The organism is Caballeronia sp. INML2 (assembly GCF_023631365.1).
Lineage (GTDB): Bacteria > Pseudomonadota > Gammaproteobacteria > Burkholderiales > Burkholderiaceae > Caballeronia > Caballeronia turbans.
Map to the genome: position 1 here is coordinate 14,613 of NZ_JALQDH010000002.1, position 19,712 is coordinate 34,324.

Genomic DNA, 19,712 nt, shown 5'->3' on the forward strand with positions numbered 1-19,712 from the left:
CGCTTACGCCGGCTTTTGCTTGCTCTTGCCCATCATGCGCGTGATGTAGTACTGCTGCGCGATCGACAGCACGTTGTTCACCACGTAGTACAGCACGAGACCGGCCGGGAAGAAGAAGAACATGACCGAGAACGCGATCGGCATGAACATCATCATCTTCGCCTGAACGGGGTCGGGCGGCGTCGGGTTCAGCTTGGTCTGCACGAACATAGAGACGGCCATCAGCACCGGCAGGATGAAGTACGGGTCTTGCTGCGACAGATCGTGAATCCAGAGAACCCACGGCGCGCCGCGCATTTCCACCGACGACAGCAGCACCCAGTACAGCGAGATGAACACCGGAATCTGCACGACGACCGGCAGACAGCCGCCGAACGGATTCACCTTCTCGGTCTTGTAGAGCTCCATCAGCGCGGCGTTCATCTTCTGCGGGTCGCTCTTGAAGCGTTCGCGGAGCTGCTGCATGCGCGGCGTGATTTCCTTCATGCGCGCCATCGACTTGTAGCTCGCCGCCGACAGCGGGAAGAACACGGCCTTGATGAGCAGCGTAAGGAGCACGATCGCCCAGCCCCAGTTGCCCACGTAGCTGTGGATCTTCTCGAGCAGCCAGAAGAGCGGCTTGGCGATGATCGTCACCATGCCGTAGTCCTTCACGAGCTCCAGTCCCGGCGCGATGCCTTCGAGCATGCGTTCTTCTTCCGGACCGGCGAAGAGACGCGCATCGACGTTCACGGTCTGTCCCGGCGCGATCGTCTGCGCGGGCAGGGTCATGCCGACGCGATACAGTTCCGGATCGATCTTCTGCACGTAGATGTCGCGCTTCACGCCTTGCTGCGGAATCCACGCGGACGCGAAGTAATGCTGCACCATTGCGACCCAGCCGTTATCCGACGAAGGCTCGAACGTTGCCTTGTTCTTGTCGATGTCCGAGAAGTCGATTTTCTGGAAGTGCTTCTGTTCCGTATAGACCGCCGGCCCGATGAACGTATGCGAGAAACGCGGCGTCTCGACCGGCGTGTTGTCGCGCACGAGTTCCATGTAAAGCTTCGGCGAGACGGGCGCGGTGCCGACGTTCTCGATCTTCGTATCGACGTTGATCACATAGCTGCCGCGCGTGAACGTATAGGTCTTGATGACCTTCACGCCACCCTTCACCGGCGATTCGAACGCGATCTTCAGCGTCTTTTCGTCGCCCGTCAGCGACGTCTGGCCGGGCACCGGCGTGAAGATGTCGTTGTGGTTCGGGAAGTCGCCGCCCAGAAGGCCCGTGCGCGCAAGGTACGTGTGGTTCGCGGTGTGATCGAAGAGCGTGATGTAGAGGTCCGGCTGCTTGCCGTCGCCTTCCTTCATCAGCGCGAGCTTCGAGAGCGTGCCGCCGCGCGTGTCGATCTCACCGGAATACACGTCCGTTGTGAACTTGACGAGCTGGGCTTGCGCCGTGGCGGGGGGCGTCGCGGTGCCGGGGGCGGCCGCGCCCGCGGGCGCGTTCGGCAGCTCGGACGGCTGTGCGCCGGATGCGGCGGAGCCCGGTGCCGGGTTGCTGGCGGTCTTGGCGGGTTGCGTCGCGCTCGGGAAGAACATCGACGGGCGCCCATGGTCCCGTTGCCAGTTGTCGAACAGCAGGACAACTGACACGAAGAAGATGACCCATAGGACGGTGCGTTTGATATCCATGCGTTGTCTCAGTGTCGATCGGAAAGCGCTTCAGCGCCGTTTAGTGTTGAAAGCTTGTCTTGCCCCGAATCCGGGCGCGATTCGGACGCGTCGTCAGAGCCGACGTGTCCGCGGGGAGGCGGCACGAGATCGACGCCGCCCGCCGAAAAAGGATGGCAGCGGCACAGCCGTTTCACGGCGAGATACGTGCCATGCGCGGCGCCATGATACTGGATTGCCTCGCGCGCGTAGTCGGAACAGGAAGGATAAAAACGGCACCGGTTGCCGAGCAGCGGGCTCACAGCAACCTTGTAGAAGCGCAACAACGCGATGAGTGCCGTTTGCATAGTCTTCGCGCCGTACGCCGGACCCGCCGTAAAAGGCAAACGTCTGGCGCAACCGCGCTTCATGACCCTGACGGGCCGGATGATTCGTCGACGGCGGGCGCCTCGGGCGGCGCCGCCACGGTTTCGGCCCTGCGGCGCGCGGCTTCGCGCACGGCACGGTCGAACAATGCTTCAAGCTCGCTGCCGACGAGCGCCCTGAGCGGCGGCGAACTCGCGCTCGGCATCGCCTTGCGGTCGATCTTCGCGTGCAGCCGAACGAGGATATCGAATCCGTTCAGCTGTGCGCGCCGCAACCGGAACGTGTCGCGCGCAAGCCGTTTGATCAGATTGCGCGTGACGGCGCGCGGCGCCTGCTTCTTGCCGATCACGAGCCCGAGCCGCGCTTGCGTCCCGGACGGCTTGCCGTACAAAACGAAGTGCGGCGAACGCCGCCAGGGGCGCAAACGAAAAACGGATGAGAACTCATCCGTTTTCAGCAGCCTTGCGGCCTTGGGGAACGCGGCCTGCGCCGGCAACTGAACGATGTCCTGTTTCAAGACTTCTGTGCGGCGCGTGAGCGGCTCGCTGTCGAGTGCAAGATCCAACCGCGAGCGGGCATTCGGCAGACTTAGATGGCCAGGCGCTTGCGGCCCTTCGCGCGGCGAGCGTTGATGACCTTGCGGCCGCCAGCGGTCTTCATGCGAACGCGGAAGCCATGGGTGCGCTTGCGGCGCGTCACGGAAGGTTGGTAAGTACGTTTCATGGTGCTCTCACTTGAGTTGATTGACCGCGCGGGCTTGGCTCCAGTGTGGTCACTGCAAGCGCGATGGCCGGAGGTTCAGGAATTCTGTTTTCGCGGAACCCGCTATTTAAACCGTTTTCCTATTGACCGTCAATAGGTTAGCGCGAGCGAACGCGCATTCCGGCGGATTTGCGGCCTCGTCGACGCGCTGATTTGACCCTGTGGATAACTCGCGCGCCGCCCTCGTTTGGCGTTAGAATCTCGCCTTACTCCCAAATATCCGCCCGCTGCTTCGGCCCGCCGTCCGCCCGCAAACCCTTGCGGCGTAAGCCTCCGGAGCATCCCTGCTCGGCTGTGCCGGGACTTGTCCGAACGTTCGGCAAGCACGGCCCGCAGGTGCGGAGCAACCATAACGACCGCATTCGATGAACGATTTCTGGGAACACTGTTCCGCACTGCTTGCGCGAGAACTCACGCCGCAGCAGTACGTCACGTGGATCAAGCCGCTGACCCCGGTCGACTTCGATGCCGACGCAAACACCCTGCGCATCGCCGCTCCCAACCGCTTCAAGCTCGACTGGGTGAAAAGCCAGTTTTCGGGCCGCATCGCCGACGCGGCGCGCGACTTCTTCAGCGCACCCATCGATGTTCAGTTCGTACTCGATCCCAAAGCAACTGCGCGCAACGCGATCGGCGGCGGATTGAGCGCCGCGCCGCGCCCGACCGCGAGCGCACCCGCCGCGGCGCGCGCTCCGGCGCCGTCGGCGGCGGTGCCGCAAGCGCCTTCCGTGGTTGCGCACGCGAATGCCACAGCGCATATCAACGCGCTCGCCGCCGAAGCGGCGCAACAGGCGCAAGCCACGCAGGACGACCAGGCCGATCTCGATCTGCCGAGCCTCGACGCCAACGAAGCCGCCGCCGGCCGGCGCACGTGGCGCCCGGGCGGCGCGCCGTCGGCGGGCGGTGAAACCGATTCCGCCTACGAGCGTTCCAAACTGAACCCGGTGCTGACGTTCGACAACTTCGTCACCGGTAAGGCGAACCAGCTCGCGCGCGCGGCCGCCATTCAGGTCGCCGACAATCCGGGCATTTCGTATAACCCGCTCTTCCTGTATGGCGGCGTGGGTCTCGGCAAGACGCACCTGATTCACGCCATCGGCAATCAGTTGCTGATGGACAAGGCGGGCGCGCGCATTCGTTACATTCACGCGGAACAATACGTATCGGATGTCGTGAAGGCGTACCAGCGCAAGGCGTTCGACGACTTCAAACGCTATTACCATTCGCTCGATCTGCTGCTCATCGACGATATTCAGTTCTTCTCCGGCAAGTCGCGCACGCAGGAAGAGTTCTTCTACGCGTTCGAGGCGCTCGTCGCGAACAAGGCTCAGGTCATCATCACGAGCGATACCTATCCGAAGGAAATTTCCGGTATCGACGACCGCCTGATCTCGCGCTTCGACTCTGGCCTGACGGTCGCGATCGAGCCGCCCGAGCTGGAAATGCGCGTGGCCATTCTGATGAGGAAGGCGCAGTCCGAAGGCGTGAGCCTGTCGGAGGACGTCGCGTTTTTCGTCGCGAAGCATCTGCGCTCGAACGTTCGCGAGCTCGAAGGTGCGTTGCGCAAGATCCTCGCGTACTCGAAGTTTCACGGCCGCGACATCACGATCGAGCTGACCAAGGAAGCGCTCAAAGATTTGTTGACGGTGCAGAACCGGCAGATCTCGGTGGAGAACATTCAGAAGACGGTCGCCGACTTCTACAACATCAAGGTCGCCGACATGTACTCGAAAAAGCGGCCGGCCAACATTGCGCGCCCGCGCCAGATCGCGATGTATCTGGCGAAGGAGCTGACGCAGAAGAGCCTGCCCGAAATCGGCGAACTGTTCGGAGGACGCGATCACACGACCGTGCTGCACGCGGTGCGCAAGATCGCGGCCGAGCGCGGCACTGATGCGCAGTTGAACCACGAACTGCACGTGCTCGAACAGACGCTGAAGGGCTAAGGGGCCTGCGGGCGCGGCGCGGAGAACGCACGCGTCATTTATTGCGTTCGAGCGCCTGTTTTTTGATGAAAACGCCCCCATTTTTAGGGGGCGGTTCCGTTTTGAGGCACAATATAGGTTTAGCCGTCCGTGGCCTGGGCGGCTTTCGAGCGCAGTTTTCGCGAGTGACCGGCGGGGGGCCGGCAACGCGTGTTACGAGGTTGTCCGTTGGGCAAATCTGGTGGCGAAACCGGCGGACAGGCCGTCACATCAACGAAGGAACTCTATGCAACTGGTCAAGACCGAACGAGATAATCTTCTAAGGCCGCTGCAAACCGTGAGCGGCATCGTAGAACGCCGCCATACGTTGCCGATCCTCGCGAATTTGCTCATTACCAAGAACGGCGCAGATGTGTCGTTCCTCTCGACCGACCTCGAACTCCAGATCACGACCCACGCCGATTTCGGCGTCGGCAGCGACCAGGTCGCCACCACGGTCGCCGCGCGCAAGCTGCTCGACATTCTGCGCGCGATGCCTTCCGGCGAAGTGGTGCTCGATCTTTCCGACAAGCGCCTCACGGTGCGGTCCGGCAAAAGCCGCTTCGCGCTGCAGACGCTCGCCGCCGACGAATTTCCCACGGTCAACCAGGCTACTGACTTCGGCGCGAGCCTTTCGGTTCCGCAAAAGACATTCCGCCAGTTGCTCGGCATGGTCTATTTCGCGATGGCCCAGCAGGACATCCGCTACTACCTGAACGGCATGCTGCTCGTGGTGGACGGCGACCAGCTGATGGCGGTCGCGACCGACGGCCACCGTCTCGCGTTCTCGTCGATGAAGATCGAAGGCTCGTTCGCGCGCCAGGAAGTGATCATCCCGCGCAAGACGATTCTCGAGCTCCAGCGTCTGCTCGAAGACATCGACGATTCCTTGAAGATCGACATCGCCGCGACGCAGGTGAAGTTCAGCTTCGGCCAGGTGGAGCTCGTGTCGAAGCTGGTCGAGGGCAAATTCCCCGACTTCCAGCGCGTGATCCCGAAGTCTCACAAGAACACGTTCGAAATCGGCCGTGAAGAGTTGCAGCGTTCGTTGCAGCGCGCGGCGATTCTGACTTCCGACAAGTTCAAGGGCGTGCGTTGCCTGGTCGAGCCGGGCCAGCTCAAGATCATGTCGACCAACGCCGACCAGGAAGAGGCGCAGGAAGAACTGGAGATCGCTTATCAGGGCGATACCGTCGATATCGGATTCAACGTCACGTATCTGCTCGATGTGCTCGCGAATCTGAAGATCGACACGCTCAAAGTGAGCCTCGGCGATGCCAATTCCAGTGCGCTCATCACGATTCCCGAGAACGAGGAATTCAAGTACGTGGTGATGCCGATGCGCATCTGACGCGCGCAATACCGGGAACACTCCAAGGGGCGGCGCGCCCCTTTGGCGTTTTTAAGGTGTTTTGAAAAGTTCGAGCAGTAACCCAGGCAGTGACGCAGAACCGGAAAATTCCATGACTGAAAACACAAACCCGCAGCCCGACAACAAGCCCGACAATAGCTATGGCGCTTCGTCCATTCAGATCCTCGAAGGTCTGGAGGCGGTGCGCAAGCGGCCGGGCATGTACATCGGCGATACGTCGGATGGCACCGGTTTGCATCACCTCGTTTTCGAAGTGCTGGACAACTCCATCGACGAAGCGCTCGCTGGCTATTGCGACGACATTCACGTCGTCATTCACGCGGACAACTCGATTTCCGTGACCGACAACGGCCGCGGCGTGCCGACCGGCCTGAAGCGCGACGACAAGCACGATCCGAAGCGCAGTGCCGCCGAAATCGTGATGACCGAGCTGCACGCGGGCGGCAAGTTCGACCAGAACAGCTACAAGGTGTCGGGCGGCCTGCACGGCGTGGGCGTGTCGTGCGTGAACGCGCTGTCGGAATGGCTGCGCCTCACGGTGCGCCGCGACGGCAAGAAGCACTTCATGGAATTCGCGCGCGGCGTCGTGCAGAACCGCGAGATCGTCGAAGAGGACGGCGTGCAGTATTCGCCTATGCCCGTCGTCGGCGATACGGAAAATCGCGGCACCGAAGTGCACTTTCTCGCAGATGCGACCATCTTCGGCAATGTCGAATTTCACTACGACATTCTCGCGAAGCGCATGCGCGAGCTCTCGTTCCTGAACAACGGCGTGCGTATCCGCCTGACGGATCAGCGCACCGGCAAGGAAGACGACTTCGCGTTCGCGGGCGGCGTGAAGGGCTTCGTCGAGTACATCAACAAGGCGAAGCAGGTGCTGCATCCGACCGTCTTCCACGCGGTTGGCGAACGCGAGAACGTGACCGTCGAAGTGGCGATGCAGTGGAACGACAGCTTCAACGAGAGCGTGCTGTGCTTCACGAACAACATTCCGCAGCGCGACGGCGGCACGCATTTGACCGGACTGCGCGCGGCGATGACGCGTGTCATCAACAAGTACATCATCGATAACGAGATCGCGAAGAAGGCGAAGGTCGAAACGACCGGCGACGATATGCGCGAGGGTCTGTCGTGCGTGCTGTCGGTGAAGGTGCCGGAGCCGAAGTTCAGCTCGCAGACGAAGGACAAGCTGGTGTCGTCGGAAGTGCGCGCGCCGGTCGAGGAAGTCGTGGCGAAGGCGCTCGAAGACTATCTGCAGGAGACGCCGAGCGACGCGAAGATCATCACGGGCAAGATCGTCGATGCGGCGCGCGCTCGCGATGCGGCGCGCAAGGCGCGCGAGATGACGCGCCGAAAGGGCGTGCTCGACGGCATCGGCTTGCCGGGCAAGCTCGCCGATTGTCAGGAGAAGGATCCGGCGAAGTCGGAGATTTATATCGTCGAGGGCGACTCGGCGGGCGGATCGGCGAAGCAAGGGCGGGATCGCAAGTTCCAGGCGATCTTGCCGTTGCGCGGGAAGGTGCTGAACGTCGAGAAGGCACGCTTCGACAAGCTGATTTCGTCCGAGCAGATCGTCACGCTGGTGACGGCGCTCGGGTGCGGTATCGGCAAGGATGATTACAACCTCGACAAGCTGCGCTATCACCGCATCATCATCATGACCGACGCGGACGTCGACGGCGCGCACATCCGCACGCTGCTGCTGACGTTCTTTTATCGGCAGATGCCGGAGATCGTCGAGCGCGGATATATCTATATCGCGCAGCCGCCGCTCTACAAGATCAAGGCGGGGAAGGACGAGCGCTATATGAAGGACGCGCACGAACTCAATCAGCATATGTTGAAGCTGGCGCTTCAAGGGTCGGAACTTGTCCCGAGCGAGGGCGCTGATCCCATTTCCGGCGATGCGCTGGGCGAACTCGCGCGTGCGTATCTGCTCGCGCAGGCTGTGGTCGATCGCTTGAGCCGCATCTACGACGCGGCGGCGCTCGAAGCGGTGATGGATGGCGTCGTCATCGATCTTTCATCGCAGGAAGCGGCTGATGCGTCGGCGAAGCGTCTGGAAGAACGGCTGCGTGCCGATCCATTGAAGCCTGAAGTGACCGTTCAAGCGGCTTACGATCAAGTGCGCGAGTTGCGCTCGCTGCATGTCAAGCGGCGCCATCACGGCAATGTCAAGGTGACGGTGCTCGATGAAGACCTTCAGTTGACGGCGGACTACAAGCAGCTCGTCTCGACGGCCGATACGTTCAAGGGGTTGATCGGCGAAGGCGCATTGATCAAGCGCGGCGAACGGTCGATGGCCGTCACCGATTTCAAGACCGCGATGAAGTGGCTGATCGCCGATGCGGAACGCAATGTCAGCAAGCAGCGATATAAGGGGCTGGGCGAGATGAATCCCGAACAGCTCTGGGAAACGACGATGGATCCGAACGTGCGGCGTCTGTTGCGCGTGCAGATCGAAGACGCGATTGCTGCGGATGGCATTTTCACGACGCTCATGGGCGATGATGTCGAACCGCGGAGAGCGTTTATTGAAAGTAATGCGTTGCGGGCGGGGAATATCGACGTTTGATTCAAAAGCGCAGCAATGTCCTGAACCGTAATCGCCGCATTTCGAACCGGCGATTACGGCGCGTCGAGAATAAAAACAACACGCAGTAATGGCTCCCGCGACTTCCGCTGAGATTCTCCAGCGCTTCGAGAACTTGAACGTCTGGCGGCGCGGCGATGTACGCGCGCCGCATAAGCCGTTGCTCGTGCTTCTCGCACTCGGCTTGTTCGTTCGGGATATCCGCGTCATTCCGTTCATCGAATATGGCAGTTCGCTGACCGACTTGCTACGCGAGTTCGGTCCGCAACGGCAAACGTACTACCCCGAGCTTCCATTTCTGCATCTCCGTAGCGACCACGTCTGGCAGGTGGCGATTCACGGCACATGCGACGAACTCGTTCTGCGCGTCCATTTGACGAAGACGCAACTACGCGAACTGAATGCGACCGGGCGATTTCCGGACGACGTTCAGCAATGCTTCGACGAAGATCCCCGCCGCATCGCGACGGTCGCGCGACTTCTGCTCGACAGGCATTTTCCAGAGAGCGTCCATCGCGACATACTGGACGCGACCGGACTTTCGCTCGACGTTTCCGTGCCCGCCACGCAAAGGCGTGATCCGATGTTCCGCGGCCAGGTTCTGACCGCATATCAATATCGCTGCGCGCTGTGCGATCTCGACGTGCGCATCGGCAATATGTCGGTCGGTCTCGAGGCCGCGCATATCAAATGGCATCAGGCGCACGGACCCGACGTCGTCGCTAACGGCGTCGCGTTGTGCTGCATGCATCACAAGCTTTTCGACCTTGGCGCCTTCACCCTGGGCGACGATCGACGCGTTCTCGTATCGGACGCAGCTTACGGATCTTCGCGCCAATTCGATGAAATCCTGCTGCGGCACCATGGGCGTCAGATGAACGCCCCGGTTCACGCGGAAGATCATCCTTCGGGCGACTTCATCGTCTGGCATCGCGCGCAGGTCTTCAAGGGACGCGCGAGGCCGATCTAGGCCGCCTTCAACGGCAACCAGATCTCCGTCACCAAATCCGCCGGCGCCGTCTCCCTCGGATCGCTGACATACACCTCGAACACGGGCGCGTCGCCGGTTTCTCGTCCCGATTTTGGCAGCCATTCGCCATAAAGCCACTGATACGCGAAGCAAAGCTGCGCATACGGCCCGACATGCGTGAGCACCGCAAAGTCTCCGCCCGCGACTTCCATGCGCGACACCGGCGCTTCGAATCTCACGGAGTCCGGCTCGAACAGTTCACAACACGCCATCGACCGAAGTTCATCATCAGCCACGGCCGCCGGATCATCGAAATAAATGCCGAGCGAACGCGCGCGAGGATCGATCAACCCGCGCATCGCGAGCCAATGAAACAGCAGTTCAAACGCCCGCCCGATGTTCATATACGACCCGCGATGTGCCATCGCGGCGACGGCGAAACCCTTCCGGGTACGAATATCGACCTGATGCATCGCGGTATCTCCTGATCGGGCTTCATCGAAAGGAACAAACATCGAAGCGCCGCCTTCGTTGCGAAATTGCCCAGGCGCCATCCGGTAGCTCGCCTGAAACGCCCGCGAAAACGCCTGCACGCTGCCATACCCGGCTCGCTCGGCGATGGAATCGATGGGCACGCCGCCGTGCACGAGCTCATTTGCCGCGCGATGCAACCGCAACCGCCGCACGGTTGCAGCCGCAGTCTCCCGATAAAACGCGTGATAGATCCGATGCCAGTGATAAGGCGACAAACAGGCCACCTCCGCGAGCCGATTGAGATCGAGCTCATCATCGAGATGGTCGTGGATATACGCGACCACGCGCGCGAGCCGCGCCTCGTAGAGCTTGCTGCTCATGGTTCGCTCCGGAAAGTAGACTCGATGCAAAGCAAAGTAGCACGACCGGCTTTAGCATTTCTTGCGGACTTGCGCGGACCGCGCCGGTGCGAGAGACGCGTACACTTTCGCCTTTGGGCGCACGAACGCGCCACGAACCAGAGAAATTCGCATATGTTCACCTGTCGAAACCAGTCCTGCGGCGCCGAGTGGGCCCTGTCGGATGTCGTTATCAAGAACGAGGGCCAAGGCCTGCTGTTCCGCTGCCCGATGTGCGGCGCGCGCAACTACGTGACGCGCAACGATGCCGACGACGGCACCGCCACGTACGAGCAGGTCACTGAAATCCCGCCGCGCGGAACACGCTGAAATCATGACGACCGAAACCTCCTTCAGCAGTCTGCCGCTCTCACCGGCGATGCAGTCGAACCTGCAGCAACTCGGCTATCTGTCGATGACGCCGATCCAGGCGGCAAGCCTGCCGCCGGCGCTCGCGGGCCAGGATCTCATCGCGCAGGCCAAAACGGGCAGCGGCAAGACGGCGGCCTTTACCCTGCCGCTGCTCTCCAGGCTCGACGCGAGCCAGTTCGACGTGCAAGCGCTCGTCTTATGCCCGACACGCGAACTCGCCGATCAGGTCACGCAGGAAATCCGCCGCCTCGCGCGCGCGGAAGAGAACGTGAAAGTGCTGACGCTGTGCGGCGGCACGCCGATGCGCCCGCAGATCGCGAGCCTGGAGCACGGCGCGCACATCATCGTGGGGACGCCTGGCCGCATCATGGATCACCTCGACCGGGGCACGCTCGCGCTCGACGCCGTGCGCACGCTCGTCCTCGACGAAGCCGACCGCATGCTCGACATGGGCTTCTTCGACGATATCGCGTCAGTTGCGCGGAAATGCCCGAAGGATCGCCAGACCTTGCTGTTCTCGGCGACGTATCCCGAGGGCATCGCGAAACTGAGCCAGCAATTCCTGCGCAATCCGCGCGAGATCAAGCTCACCGAACAGCACAGCAACGCGAAAATCAAGCAGCGCTTCTATCAGGTCGAGGATCACGAGCGCCTGCACGCGGTCGGCCTGCTCCTCGATCACTACCGTCCGGTGAGCACGCTCGCGTTCTGCAACACGAAGCAGCAGTGCCGCGACCTGCTCGACGTGCTGCGCGCGCAAGGCTTCGAAGCGCTGACGCTGCACGGCGAGCTGGAGCAACGCGAACGCGACCAGGTGCTCGTGCAGTTCGCGAATCGCAGTTGCTCGGTGCTCGTCGCAACCGATGTCGCCGCGCGCGGCCTCGACATCTCGCAACTCGAAGCAGTGATCAACGTCGATGTGACGCCGGATCCGGAAGTGCACGTGCATCGAATCGGCCGCACGGGACGCGGGGACGAAGAGGGCTGGGCGCTGTCGCTCGCGAGCATGGACGAGATGGGACGCGTCGGCTCGATCGAACAGGCGCAGCGCGCGGAAGTGGAATGGCATCCGCTCGACGAACTGACATCGGCGGAACCGGGTCACCTGAAGCCGCCAATGGCGACGCTGCAAATCCTCGGCGGCCGCAAGGACAAGATCCGCCCGGGTGACGTGCTCGGCGCGCTCACCGGCGAAGCGGGCTTCGACGGCAAGCAGATCGGCAAGATCAACGTGATGGATATGGTGACGTACGTGGCCGTCGAGCGAAACGTCGCGGACGAAGCGGTGCGCAAGCTGGGCGCGGGCAAGCTCAAGGGCCGCAAGGTGAAAGTGCGGAGAATGTGAGCGCGCTCAGGTTTCGCGCGACGGCTCTCCGACGATTCGTTCAGACGACGGATGGCGCGTCACCAGCCGCAGACCGCTTGCAATACTGCCCGCGCCCGCGAACGCCGCACCGAGCGACAGCGCGAGCGCCGGGCCATGCTTTCCGGCGATGCTGAAGCACAGCGCGACGAGCGCCGCGCCTGTCGCCTGCCCGATGAGACGCGATGTGGCGATCGTGCCGCTGGCACCGCCGCTGCGTTCACGCGGCGCGCTCGACATGAACGCCTTCAGATTCGGCGACTGAAAGAACCCGAAGCCCGCGCCGCAGATCGCCATTCGGATGCAGATCTCCAGCGCGTGCGGCTGGGCCGGCAGCATCGCGAGCGACACCATCCCGACGCACAGAATGGCCAATCCGACGCCGCCGAGCAAGCCGGGCGCGTGGCGATCGGAGAGGCGTCCCGCGATGGGCGCCATCAGCGCGACGAGCGCGGACCACGGCGTCATCAGAAATCCCGTTTCGACCTGGCTGCGGCCCAGCACGCTTTCGAAAAAGAACGGCAGTGACACGAACGCGAGCCCTTGCGCCGCGAACGAGCAGATGGCGGTCATCGTCGAGAGCGCGAACATCGGGCGGCGAAAGAGATCGACGGGCAACATCGGCGCGGGATGGCCGCGTTCGCGTCGCAGCAGAAGAACGCCCGCGAGCAGCGCGACGCCGAAAGCCGTCAGCACCGTATGAGCCGGCGCGCGCTGGGACGCTTCGCCGAGCGCGAAAATCAGCGACGCAAACGTGACGACGTTGAGCAGGGCCGCGACGCGATCGAAGCCGTGCTCGGCTCGTTTGGTCTGCGGCAGCGACGGCCACGCGATCATCAGCGCGAACACGCCGACGGGCAGGTTGACCGCGAAGAGCCACGGCCAGGTGCCGAGCGAGAGCACGATCGACGCGACCGTCGGCCCGACCGCGAACGCGATGCCGACGACGAGCGCATTCAGCCCGACGCCGCGCCCCAGCCGATGCGGCGGGAAGATCGCGCTGATGAGCGCCGCGTTGACGCTCATGATCGCGCTCGCGCCGAGGCCTTGCAGCAGGCGTGCGGCGACGAGCGTCGGCAGCGACCACGAGAAAGCGCATATCGCCGAGGCGATGAGAAACAGGACGAGCCCGCCGAGATAGACGCGCCGATGGCCGAGGATGCCGCCGAGCGCCGCGAGGGGAAGCAGGGTCGCGACCATCGCGAGTTGATACGCGTTGATGATCCAGACCGACGCGGCGGGCGTCGTATGCAAATCGGCGGCGATGGCGGGCAGCGCGGTATTGGCGATCGCGGTGTCGAGCGTCGCGAGCGCGACCGAGAGCAGGATCGCGGCCATGCCGCGGCGCTCGAGCGGGGTCATCGGGGCGTCGGGATCGTGCGGCAGAGTTTGGGGGCGTTCTTCGGTGGGCACGGCGGGATTCCGGATGTAAGCGAACGGAGAATAATCCGAAACGATACGGGAAGATGGCCGGTTTTGCTGCGCCGATGCGCGGGAGCTTTCAAAGCGGTGTCAGCGGTTATGCTTTGCGCACGAGTATCGAAGGAGACCAGGGATGACCATTCGAATAGTCAGATTGGGGACGCCGCGCGCGGAGGATGAAGGGTTGCGCATCGGCACGGTGCGCCGGCCGCCGCGCGGGGTGCCGAAGGCCGAATTTGCGAAGCGTGATTTTTATGATGTGTGGTATCCGGTGCTGTCGCCGACGCAGGAACTCGTCACGGAAGCGCTTCACGCCGAAGACGAGAAGGCGTGGCGCGCGTTCGTGAAGAAGTTCAAGGCGCAGATGGCGGAGCCGGATGCCAGCAAGACGCTCGATCTGCTCGCGGCGCTGTCGCATCGGACGAATATGTCGGTTGGATGTTATTGCGAGGATGAGGCGAGGTGTCATCGCTCGGTGTTGCGCGAGTTGTTGACGGCGCGTGGGGCGGATGTGATTTGACGCGGAAATGAAAAAGGGCTGCGCGTTGCGCAGCCCTTCGAATCTGGTGGTGGGGCGTGAGTGACTCGAACACTCGACCTACGGATTAAGAGTCCGCTGCTCTACCAACTGAGCTAACGCCCCAACAGAAACGAAATTATAGCGGCAGCTTTTGCAGAAGCGCAAGCCCCCGGCCCCAAAAATTCTTAACTTTCCGACGAAGCCCTCCGAGAGGCGCATCCGCACGCACGGCACGGCCCGGTATCATGACGCATCCTTCAAAACCATGAAGCCTGCCAATCAAAAAGGAACCATGGACGAAACCGCCATCAGCGCGCTGCTCGACAGTATCCTGGCCCCGTGGGTCAAGGAACTTCGGCTCGTGCCCGAATCAGTCGCCGAGAACGCCGTCACATTGCGCTTGCCGTATTCGGACCACTTGCGCCACGCGGGCGGCGTCATCTGCGGACAGGTCTTCATGGCCGCGGCGGATACCGCGATGGTCGTCGCCGTCTCGCACGTCATGGGCGGCTTCGTCCCGATGACCACCGTGTCCCTCAACACGACCTTCATGCGACCGGTGAAAGCCGGCGACGTGCTGATCACCGCCCACATCCAGCGTCGCGGGCGCAACCTCGTCTTCGGGGAAATCGACATCCACGATGACGAGGGCGAACTCGCCGCTCACGCGACCACCACCTACGCGCTCATCAACAAGTAAATGTTCGACCAAGTCGTATTCGCCGGCGGGGGAAACCGCTGCTGGTGGCAAGCCGGTTTCTGGGACGTGATCCGGCCGGAACTGGATCTCAAACCGCGCATCATCGCCGGTATTTCGGCGGGTGCGGCCACCGCCTGCATGCTCTACACGAACGAGTCGCGCTGGGTCATGGACTACTACGCCCACGCGCTGCGCGACAACACGCGCAACGCCTACTGGGGCAACCTGCTGCGCCGGCAATCCGTGTTTCCGCATTACCGCATCTATCGACAGGCGCTGCTCGACATCTTCGCGGACCGTTTCCATGAGCTCGCGAACGCGCCCGAGATTCGCATCGGCGTGTCGCATCTGCCGCGCTGGCTCGGCGCGCGCAGCGCAGTCGCGGCGGGGCTGATCGCATACAACATCGAGAAATATGTCCGCAAGACGCTTCACCCGACGCTCGGTCAGGCGCTCGGTTTTCATCCCGAATTCGTGAAAGCGCAGGAGTGCGCGACGATCGAAGATCTCGCCGATCTCATCCTGCAATCGTCGAGCACGCCGCCGTTCACGCCGATCCTGCGACGCAACGGCCGTCCCGTCCTCGACGGCGGCATGGTCGACAACGTCCCGGTCGCCGCGCTCGATGCGTCGCCGGGTGTCGTTCTCGTGATGGTCACGCGCCTGTATCCGCGCGAGCGCATGTTCGTCGTGCCGCACGGCGAGCAGAAGCGCATCTACATCCAGCCATCGCGCAAGGTGCCGATTTCGAGCTGGGACTATACGAGCCCGTCCCAGATGCAACATGCTTATGACCTGGGCCGCGCGGACGGCGAGGATTTTCTCGAGCGCTTGCCGCGTCTGATGGAAACCGCTTCGCATCCCGCTTGAGGAGCAGACCGTGACGAAGAAGCATACGTACGAACTGACCGTCGACTGGACCGGCAATCTCGGTTCCGGCACATCGGCTTACGACGCGTATTCGCGGGATCATCTGGTGCGCGTCGGCACGAAGGCGGCGATCGAGGCGTCGAGCGATCCGGCGTTTCGCGGCGACCCCGCCCGCCACAATCCCGAGGAGCTGTTCGTGGCGTCTTTGTCGTCGTGCCACATGCTCTGGTATCTGCACTTGTGCGCGACGAACAAGATCGTCGTCACGGGTTATGTCGATGAAGCCATCGGCACGATGCAGGAGGAGTCAAAGGGCGAAGGGCGCTTCGTCGATGTGCTGTTGCGTCCGCGCGTGACCATCGGCGCGGGGGGCAATGTCGATCTCGCGGCGCGCCTGCACGAGGAGGCGCATCGCTTCTGTTTCATCGCGAACTCGGTGAATTTTCTCGTGCGATGCGAGCCGTCGATCGAGATGTCGACCGTCTGAATCCGACACTCAGCGGCGGCGCGCGTGCTGAAGCGCTTCCTTGTTGAAGACGCTCGACGTATCGCCCGCATCGAAGGCGAGGATGTTTCTGAACGCCGCGCCGAAATACAGTTCGTAACTTTCGCGCTCCACATATCCGATGTGCGGCGTGCAGATCACGTTCTCGAGTCGCAGCAATCCGTAACCTTGCAGAATCGGCTCGCTCTCGAAAACGTCGACGGCAACCATGCCCGGCCGGTTGTGATGCAGCGAGTTGAGCAGCGCGTTCTCTTCGAGCAGCTCGGCGCGGCTCGTGTTGACGAAGAGCGCCGTGGGCTTCATGCGCATCAGGTCGTCTTGCTTGACGATGCCCGCCGTCTCATCGGTCAGGCGCAGATGCAGCGTCAGCACGTCGCTCTGTTCGAAAAGCGCCTCGCGGCTTTCAACGACCGCGAAGCCATCTTCGCGTGCCGCGCTCTGCGAATGCTCGCGCCCGTAGACGAGCACGTTCATCCCGAACGCTTTCCCGTACCCCGCCACCAGCTTGCCGATTTTGCCGTATCCCCAGATGCCGAGCGTTTGCCCGCGCAGCACCTGACCGAGGCCGAAGTTCGGCGGCAGCGCGGACGTCTTCAGCCCGGACTGCTGCCACGCGCCTTGCTTCAGGTTCGCGACGTATTGCGGAATGCGCCGCTGCGCCGACATGATGAGCGCCCACGTCAGCTCGGCGGGCGCCACCGGCGAGCCCGTGCCTTCCAGCACCGCGATGCCGCGTTCCGTACAGGCATCTATGTCGATATGACCGCCGCCCGCGCGTCCCGTCTGGCTGATCATGCGCAGCTTGGGGCACTTGTCGAGCAATTGAGAGCTGATGCGCGTGCGTTCGCGAATGAGCACGAGCGCATCCACTTCAGATAGCCGGCTCGCCAACTGCCCGAGACCACGCACCGTGTTATTGAAGACCTTCACCTCATGGTCATCGAGCAGATGGAAGCAATCGAGCTTCCGGACGGCATCCTGGTAGTCGTCGAGAATGGCGATTTTCATGGGCTTTGATTGGCTTTTGTTGGGCATCAAACGTGCTGCTTTTTTATGGAGGGCGAGAATGGAGTACTTAAATTCGGGTAAATACTGATAAATTGCGCTCTTTTGCGCTTTATTGCGCTGCATCACAGAGTTCGCGCGCCGCGGTGTTATGCTTGACTCCCCTTTTTTCCGGGAGCGTCATACGGCGGCGCGATGACGGAAAGATAATCCGCGCAACTTGCGGAAAACACGATGATCCGCGAAGAGACAGGCCACTTAGTATCTCTTTTTAACAGTTTGTTCCTTTGCGACGCAAGCCGCGAAGGATTACGGTTGCTGTGTAAAGAATTCAGGCCCGTGACGCCGCATTGGCTCGCGAACCGCAATTCGTGCGATGAAAGCGCGTAACAGAAGTGCACGGATGCGCCCGGCGGTTCGAGTCGCAACGCCTCTCGCATGCAGCGTCAGTTGGGCGATTGGTTTTCATTGCAGAAGAACGGAGACAGCTCGATGAACCAGCCCGCAGTAGTCGAAGACACCAATAAAAATGCCGTCGATATCAAAGCGCCGGCCTATGTCCGGCACCGAAGACTCATCGAATGGGTGCAGCAAATCGCGGCCCTGACCAAACCGGACCGCGTCGAATGGTGCGACGGTTCGCAGGAAGAATACGACCGGCTCTGCCAGCAGATGGTCGAAGCCGGCACGATGAAGAAGCTCAACCCCGAGAAGCGCCCGAATTCGTTCCTCGCGTGTTCCGATCCGTCGGACGTGGCGCGGGTCGAAGACCGCACGTTCATCTGCTCAGAGCGCCGTGAGGATGCCGGCCCGACGAACAACTGGATCGATCCGCAAGACATGCGCGTCACGCTCGAAGGCCTGTTCGACGGCTCGATGCGCGGCCGCACGATGTACGTCGTGCCGTTCTCGATGGGCCCGCTCGGCTCGCCGATCGCGCACATCGGCGTCGAATTGTCGGATAGCCCGTATGTCGTCACGAACATGCGCATCATGACGCGCATGGGCCGCGCCGTGTATGACGTGCTGGGCGCGGACGGCGAGTTCGTGCCGTGCGTGCATTCGGTCGGCGCGCCGCTCGCGCACGGCCGCAAGGACGTGCCCTGGCCGTGCAACGACACGAAATACATCGTCCATTTTCCCGAATCGCGTGAAATCTGGAGCTTCGGCTCGGGCTATGGCGGCAACGCGCTGCTTGGCAAGAAGTGCTTCGCGCTGCGCATCGCATCGACGATGGGTCGCGATGAAGGCTGGCTCGCCGAGCACATGCTGATTCTCGGCGTGACATCGCCGCAAGGGCGCAAGTATCACGTCGCGGCGGCGTTCCCGTCGGCGTGCGGCAAGACCAATTTCGCGATGCTGATCCCGCCGAGCGATCTCAACGGCTGGAAAGTGACGACGATCGGCGACGATATCGCGTGGATCAAGCCGGGTCGGGACGGCCGGCTCTACGCGATCAATCCGGAAGCGGGCTATTTCGGCGTCGCGCCCGGCACGAGCGAAAAGACCAATTTCAACGCGATGGCGACGCTGAAGGAAAACGTGATTTTCACGAACGTCGCGCTGACCGATGACGGTGACGTCTGGTGGGAAGGCATGACCGACACGCCGCCCGCGCATCTGATCGACTGGCAGGGCCGCGACTGGACGCCCGAAATCGCGAAGGAAACGGGAGCCAAGGCCGCGCATCCGAACGCGCGTTTCACGGCGCCGGCCTCGCAATGTCCGTCGATCGACCCGGACTGGGAGAGTCCGGCCGGCGTGCCGATCGACGCGTTCATCTTCGGCGGTCGCCGCTCGAACACGGTGCCGCTCGTCACCGAGGCGCGCGACTGGAAGGAAGGCGTCTATATGGCCGCCACGATGGGCTCCGAAACCACTGCCGCCGCCGCGGGCCAGCAGGGTGTCGTGCGCCGCGATCCGTTCGCGATGCTGCCGTTCTGCGGCTACAACATGGCCGACTACTTCGGCCACTGGCTGAAGATGGGCGAGCGCCTCGAAGCGATGCACGCGAAGGCGCCGAAGTTCTTCTGCGTCAACTGGTTCCGCAAAGGCGACGATGGCAAGTTCGTGTGGCCGGGCTTCGGCGAGAACATGCGCGTGCTGAACTGGATGATCGGTCGCGTCGAGGGCACAGCGAAGGGCGAAGAGCACGCGTTCGGCATTTCGCCGGGCTATGAGGACATCGACTGGGGCGCGCTCGGCTTCACGCGCGAGCAGTTCGAGCAGGTCATATCGGTCAACGACGCCGCCTGGCGCGACGAACTCGCGCTGCACGACGAACTGTTCACCAAGTTGCAGCACGGTTTGCCGCAAGCGCTGACCGAGGCCAAGGCCGGAATGGAGAAGCGTCTCGCCGCGTGAATGAATCGGCCGGCGCGTGTATGCGCTGGGGTTGTCTCA

At 62.4% G+C, this 19,712-nt stretch carries 18 protein-coding genes and 1 tRNA gene; 11 read left to right on the plus strand and 8 right to left on the minus strand.

The features are described 5' to 3' along the window. Window positions 1-3: 3 nt before the first annotated feature. The 4 genes from yidC to rpmH are packed head-to-tail and all read right to left on the minus strand — an operon-like array spanning window position 4 to window position 2,742. Window positions 4-1,674, minus strand: coding sequence for a membrane protein insertase YidC (yidC, locus tag NCT32_RS00100; RefSeq protein WP_061116701.1), 1,671 nt, complete (start codon window positions 1,672-1,674; stop codon window positions 4-6). An 8-nt stretch (window positions 1,675-1,682) separates the two neighbouring features. Beyond that, complete coding sequence (gene yidD / locus NCT32_RS00105) at window positions 1,683-2,000, minus strand: membrane protein insertion efficiency factor YidD (RefSeq protein WP_061116925.1); 318 nt, start codon at window positions 1,998-2,000, stop codon at window positions 1,683-1,685. A gap of 59 nt (window positions 2,001-2,059) precedes the next feature. Further along, a complete protein-coding gene (gene rnpA / locus NCT32_RS00110; protein ID WP_409241521.1) occupies window positions 2,060-2,584 on the minus strand; it encodes a ribonuclease P protein component in 525 nt (174 codons plus the stop codon). 23 nt (window positions 2,585-2,607) lie between these two features. Further along, a complete protein-coding gene (gene rpmH, locus NCT32_RS00115) occupies window positions 2,608-2,742 on the minus strand; it encodes a 50S ribosomal protein L34 (protein ID WP_004198824.1) in 135 nt (44 codons plus the stop codon). Window positions 2,743-3,146: 404 nt separating this feature from the next. On the opposite strand from rpmH, the gene dnaA reads away from it, so the two are divergent. From dnaA to NCT32_RS00135, 4 genes are all read left to right on the plus strand, one after another. Next, window positions 3,147-4,727 carry a chromosomal replication initiator protein DnaA gene (dnaA, locus tag NCT32_RS00120; protein WP_250476121.1) on the plus strand — a complete coding sequence of 527 codons (1,581 nt, stop codon included), beginning with the start codon at window positions 3,147-3,149 and terminating at the stop codon, window positions 4,725-4,727. 265 nt (window positions 4,728-4,992) lie between these two features. Further along, the gene (gene dnaN, locus NCT32_RS00125) at window positions 4,993-6,096 is read left to right on the plus strand and encodes a DNA polymerase III subunit beta (protein ID WP_061116703.1); all 1,104 of its coding nucleotides are present in this window, start codon (window positions 4,993-4,995) and stop codon (window positions 6,094-6,096) included. Between the two features lie 112 nt (window positions 6,097-6,208). Continuing rightward, on the plus strand, window positions 6,209-8,692 hold the full coding sequence (gyrB, locus tag NCT32_RS00130) for a DNA topoisomerase (ATP-hydrolyzing) subunit B (protein ID WP_061116704.1): 2,484 nt from the start codon (window positions 6,209-6,211) through the stop codon (window positions 8,690-8,692). 88 nt (window positions 8,693-8,780) lie between these two features. Beyond that, the gene (locus NCT32_RS00135; RefSeq protein ID WP_250476122.1) at window positions 8,781-9,680 is read left to right on the plus strand and encodes a phosphorothioated DNA-binding restriction endonuclease; all 900 of its coding nucleotides are present in this window, start codon (window positions 8,781-8,783) and stop codon (window positions 9,678-9,680) included. On the opposite strand, the gene NCT32_RS00140 is transcribed toward NCT32_RS00135, so the two are convergent. Beyond that, a complete protein-coding gene (locus NCT32_RS00140; protein WP_250476123.1) occupies window positions 9,677-10,534 on the minus strand; it encodes a GyrI-like domain-containing protein in 858 nt (285 codons plus the stop codon). The genes NCT32_RS00135 and NCT32_RS00140 overlap by 4 nt on opposite strands. Before the next feature lie 153 nt (window positions 10,535-10,687). Between NCT32_RS00140 and NCT32_RS00145 the strand changes: the two genes are divergently transcribed. Beyond that, window positions 10,688-10,882, plus strand: a complete 195-nt coding sequence (locus tag NCT32_RS00145) for a hypothetical protein (protein WP_061116707.1) — start codon at window positions 10,688-10,690, stop codon at window positions 10,880-10,882. 4 nt (window positions 10,883-10,886) lie between these two features. Next, on the plus strand, window positions 10,887-12,269 hold the full coding sequence (gene dbpA / locus NCT32_RS00150; RefSeq protein WP_250476124.1) for an ATP-dependent RNA helicase DbpA: 1,383 nt from the start codon (window positions 10,887-10,889) through the stop codon (window positions 12,267-12,269). 6 nt (window positions 12,270-12,275) lie between these two features. On the opposite strand, the gene NCT32_RS00155 is transcribed toward dbpA, so the two are convergent. After that, window positions 12,276-13,649 (minus strand): MFS transporter, encoded by a 1,374-nt coding sequence (locus NCT32_RS00155; protein WP_061116709.1) that lies wholly within the window; start codon window positions 13,647-13,649, stop codon window positions 12,276-12,278. A gap of 193 nt (window positions 13,650-13,842) precedes the next feature. Here NCT32_RS00155 and NCT32_RS00160 point away from each other — a divergent pair, with 193 nt between their 5' ends. Further along, entirely contained in the window at window positions 13,843-14,229 is a 387-nt protein-coding gene (locus tag NCT32_RS00160; protein WP_250476125.1) for a DUF488 domain-containing protein, read from the plus strand. A 47-nt stretch (window positions 14,230-14,276) separates the two neighbouring features. Here NCT32_RS00160 and NCT32_RS00165 read toward each other — a convergent pair. Continuing rightward, window positions 14,277-14,352, minus strand: a tRNA-Lys gene (locus NCT32_RS00165). A gap of 169 nt (window positions 14,353-14,521) precedes the next feature. Here NCT32_RS00165 and NCT32_RS00170 point away from each other — a divergent pair. The 3 genes from NCT32_RS00170 to NCT32_RS00180 are packed head-to-tail and all read left to right on the plus strand — an operon-like array spanning window position 14,522 to window position 16,286. Continuing rightward, the gene (locus NCT32_RS00170; protein WP_250476184.1) at window positions 14,522-14,929 is read left to right on the plus strand and encodes a PaaI family thioesterase; all 408 of its coding nucleotides are present in this window, start codon (window positions 14,522-14,524) and stop codon (window positions 14,927-14,929) included. Continuing rightward, a complete protein-coding gene (locus tag NCT32_RS00175) occupies window positions 14,930-15,799 on the plus strand; it encodes a patatin-like phospholipase family protein (protein WP_250476126.1) in 870 nt (289 codons plus the stop codon). A gap of 10 nt (window positions 15,800-15,809) precedes the next feature. Next, window positions 15,810-16,286 carry an OsmC family protein gene (locus tag NCT32_RS00180; RefSeq protein ID WP_250476127.1) on the plus strand — a complete coding sequence of 159 codons (477 nt, stop codon included), beginning with the start codon at window positions 15,810-15,812 and terminating at the stop codon, window positions 16,284-16,286. 9 nt (window positions 16,287-16,295) lie between these two features. On the opposite strand, the gene NCT32_RS00185 is transcribed toward NCT32_RS00180, so the two are convergent. Next, window positions 16,296-17,312 (minus strand): D-2-hydroxyacid dehydrogenase family protein, encoded by a 1,017-nt coding sequence (locus NCT32_RS00185; RefSeq protein WP_061116714.1) that lies wholly within the window; start codon window positions 17,310-17,312, stop codon window positions 16,296-16,298. A 489-nt stretch (window positions 17,313-17,801) separates the two neighbouring features. Here NCT32_RS00185 and NCT32_RS00190 point away from each other — a divergent pair, with 489 nt between their 5' ends. Beyond that, complete coding sequence (locus NCT32_RS00190; protein ID WP_250489829.1) at window positions 17,802-19,673, plus strand: phosphoenolpyruvate carboxykinase (GTP); 1,872 nt, start codon at window positions 17,802-17,804, stop codon at window positions 19,671-19,673. Window positions 19,674-19,712: the final 39 nt, after the last annotated feature.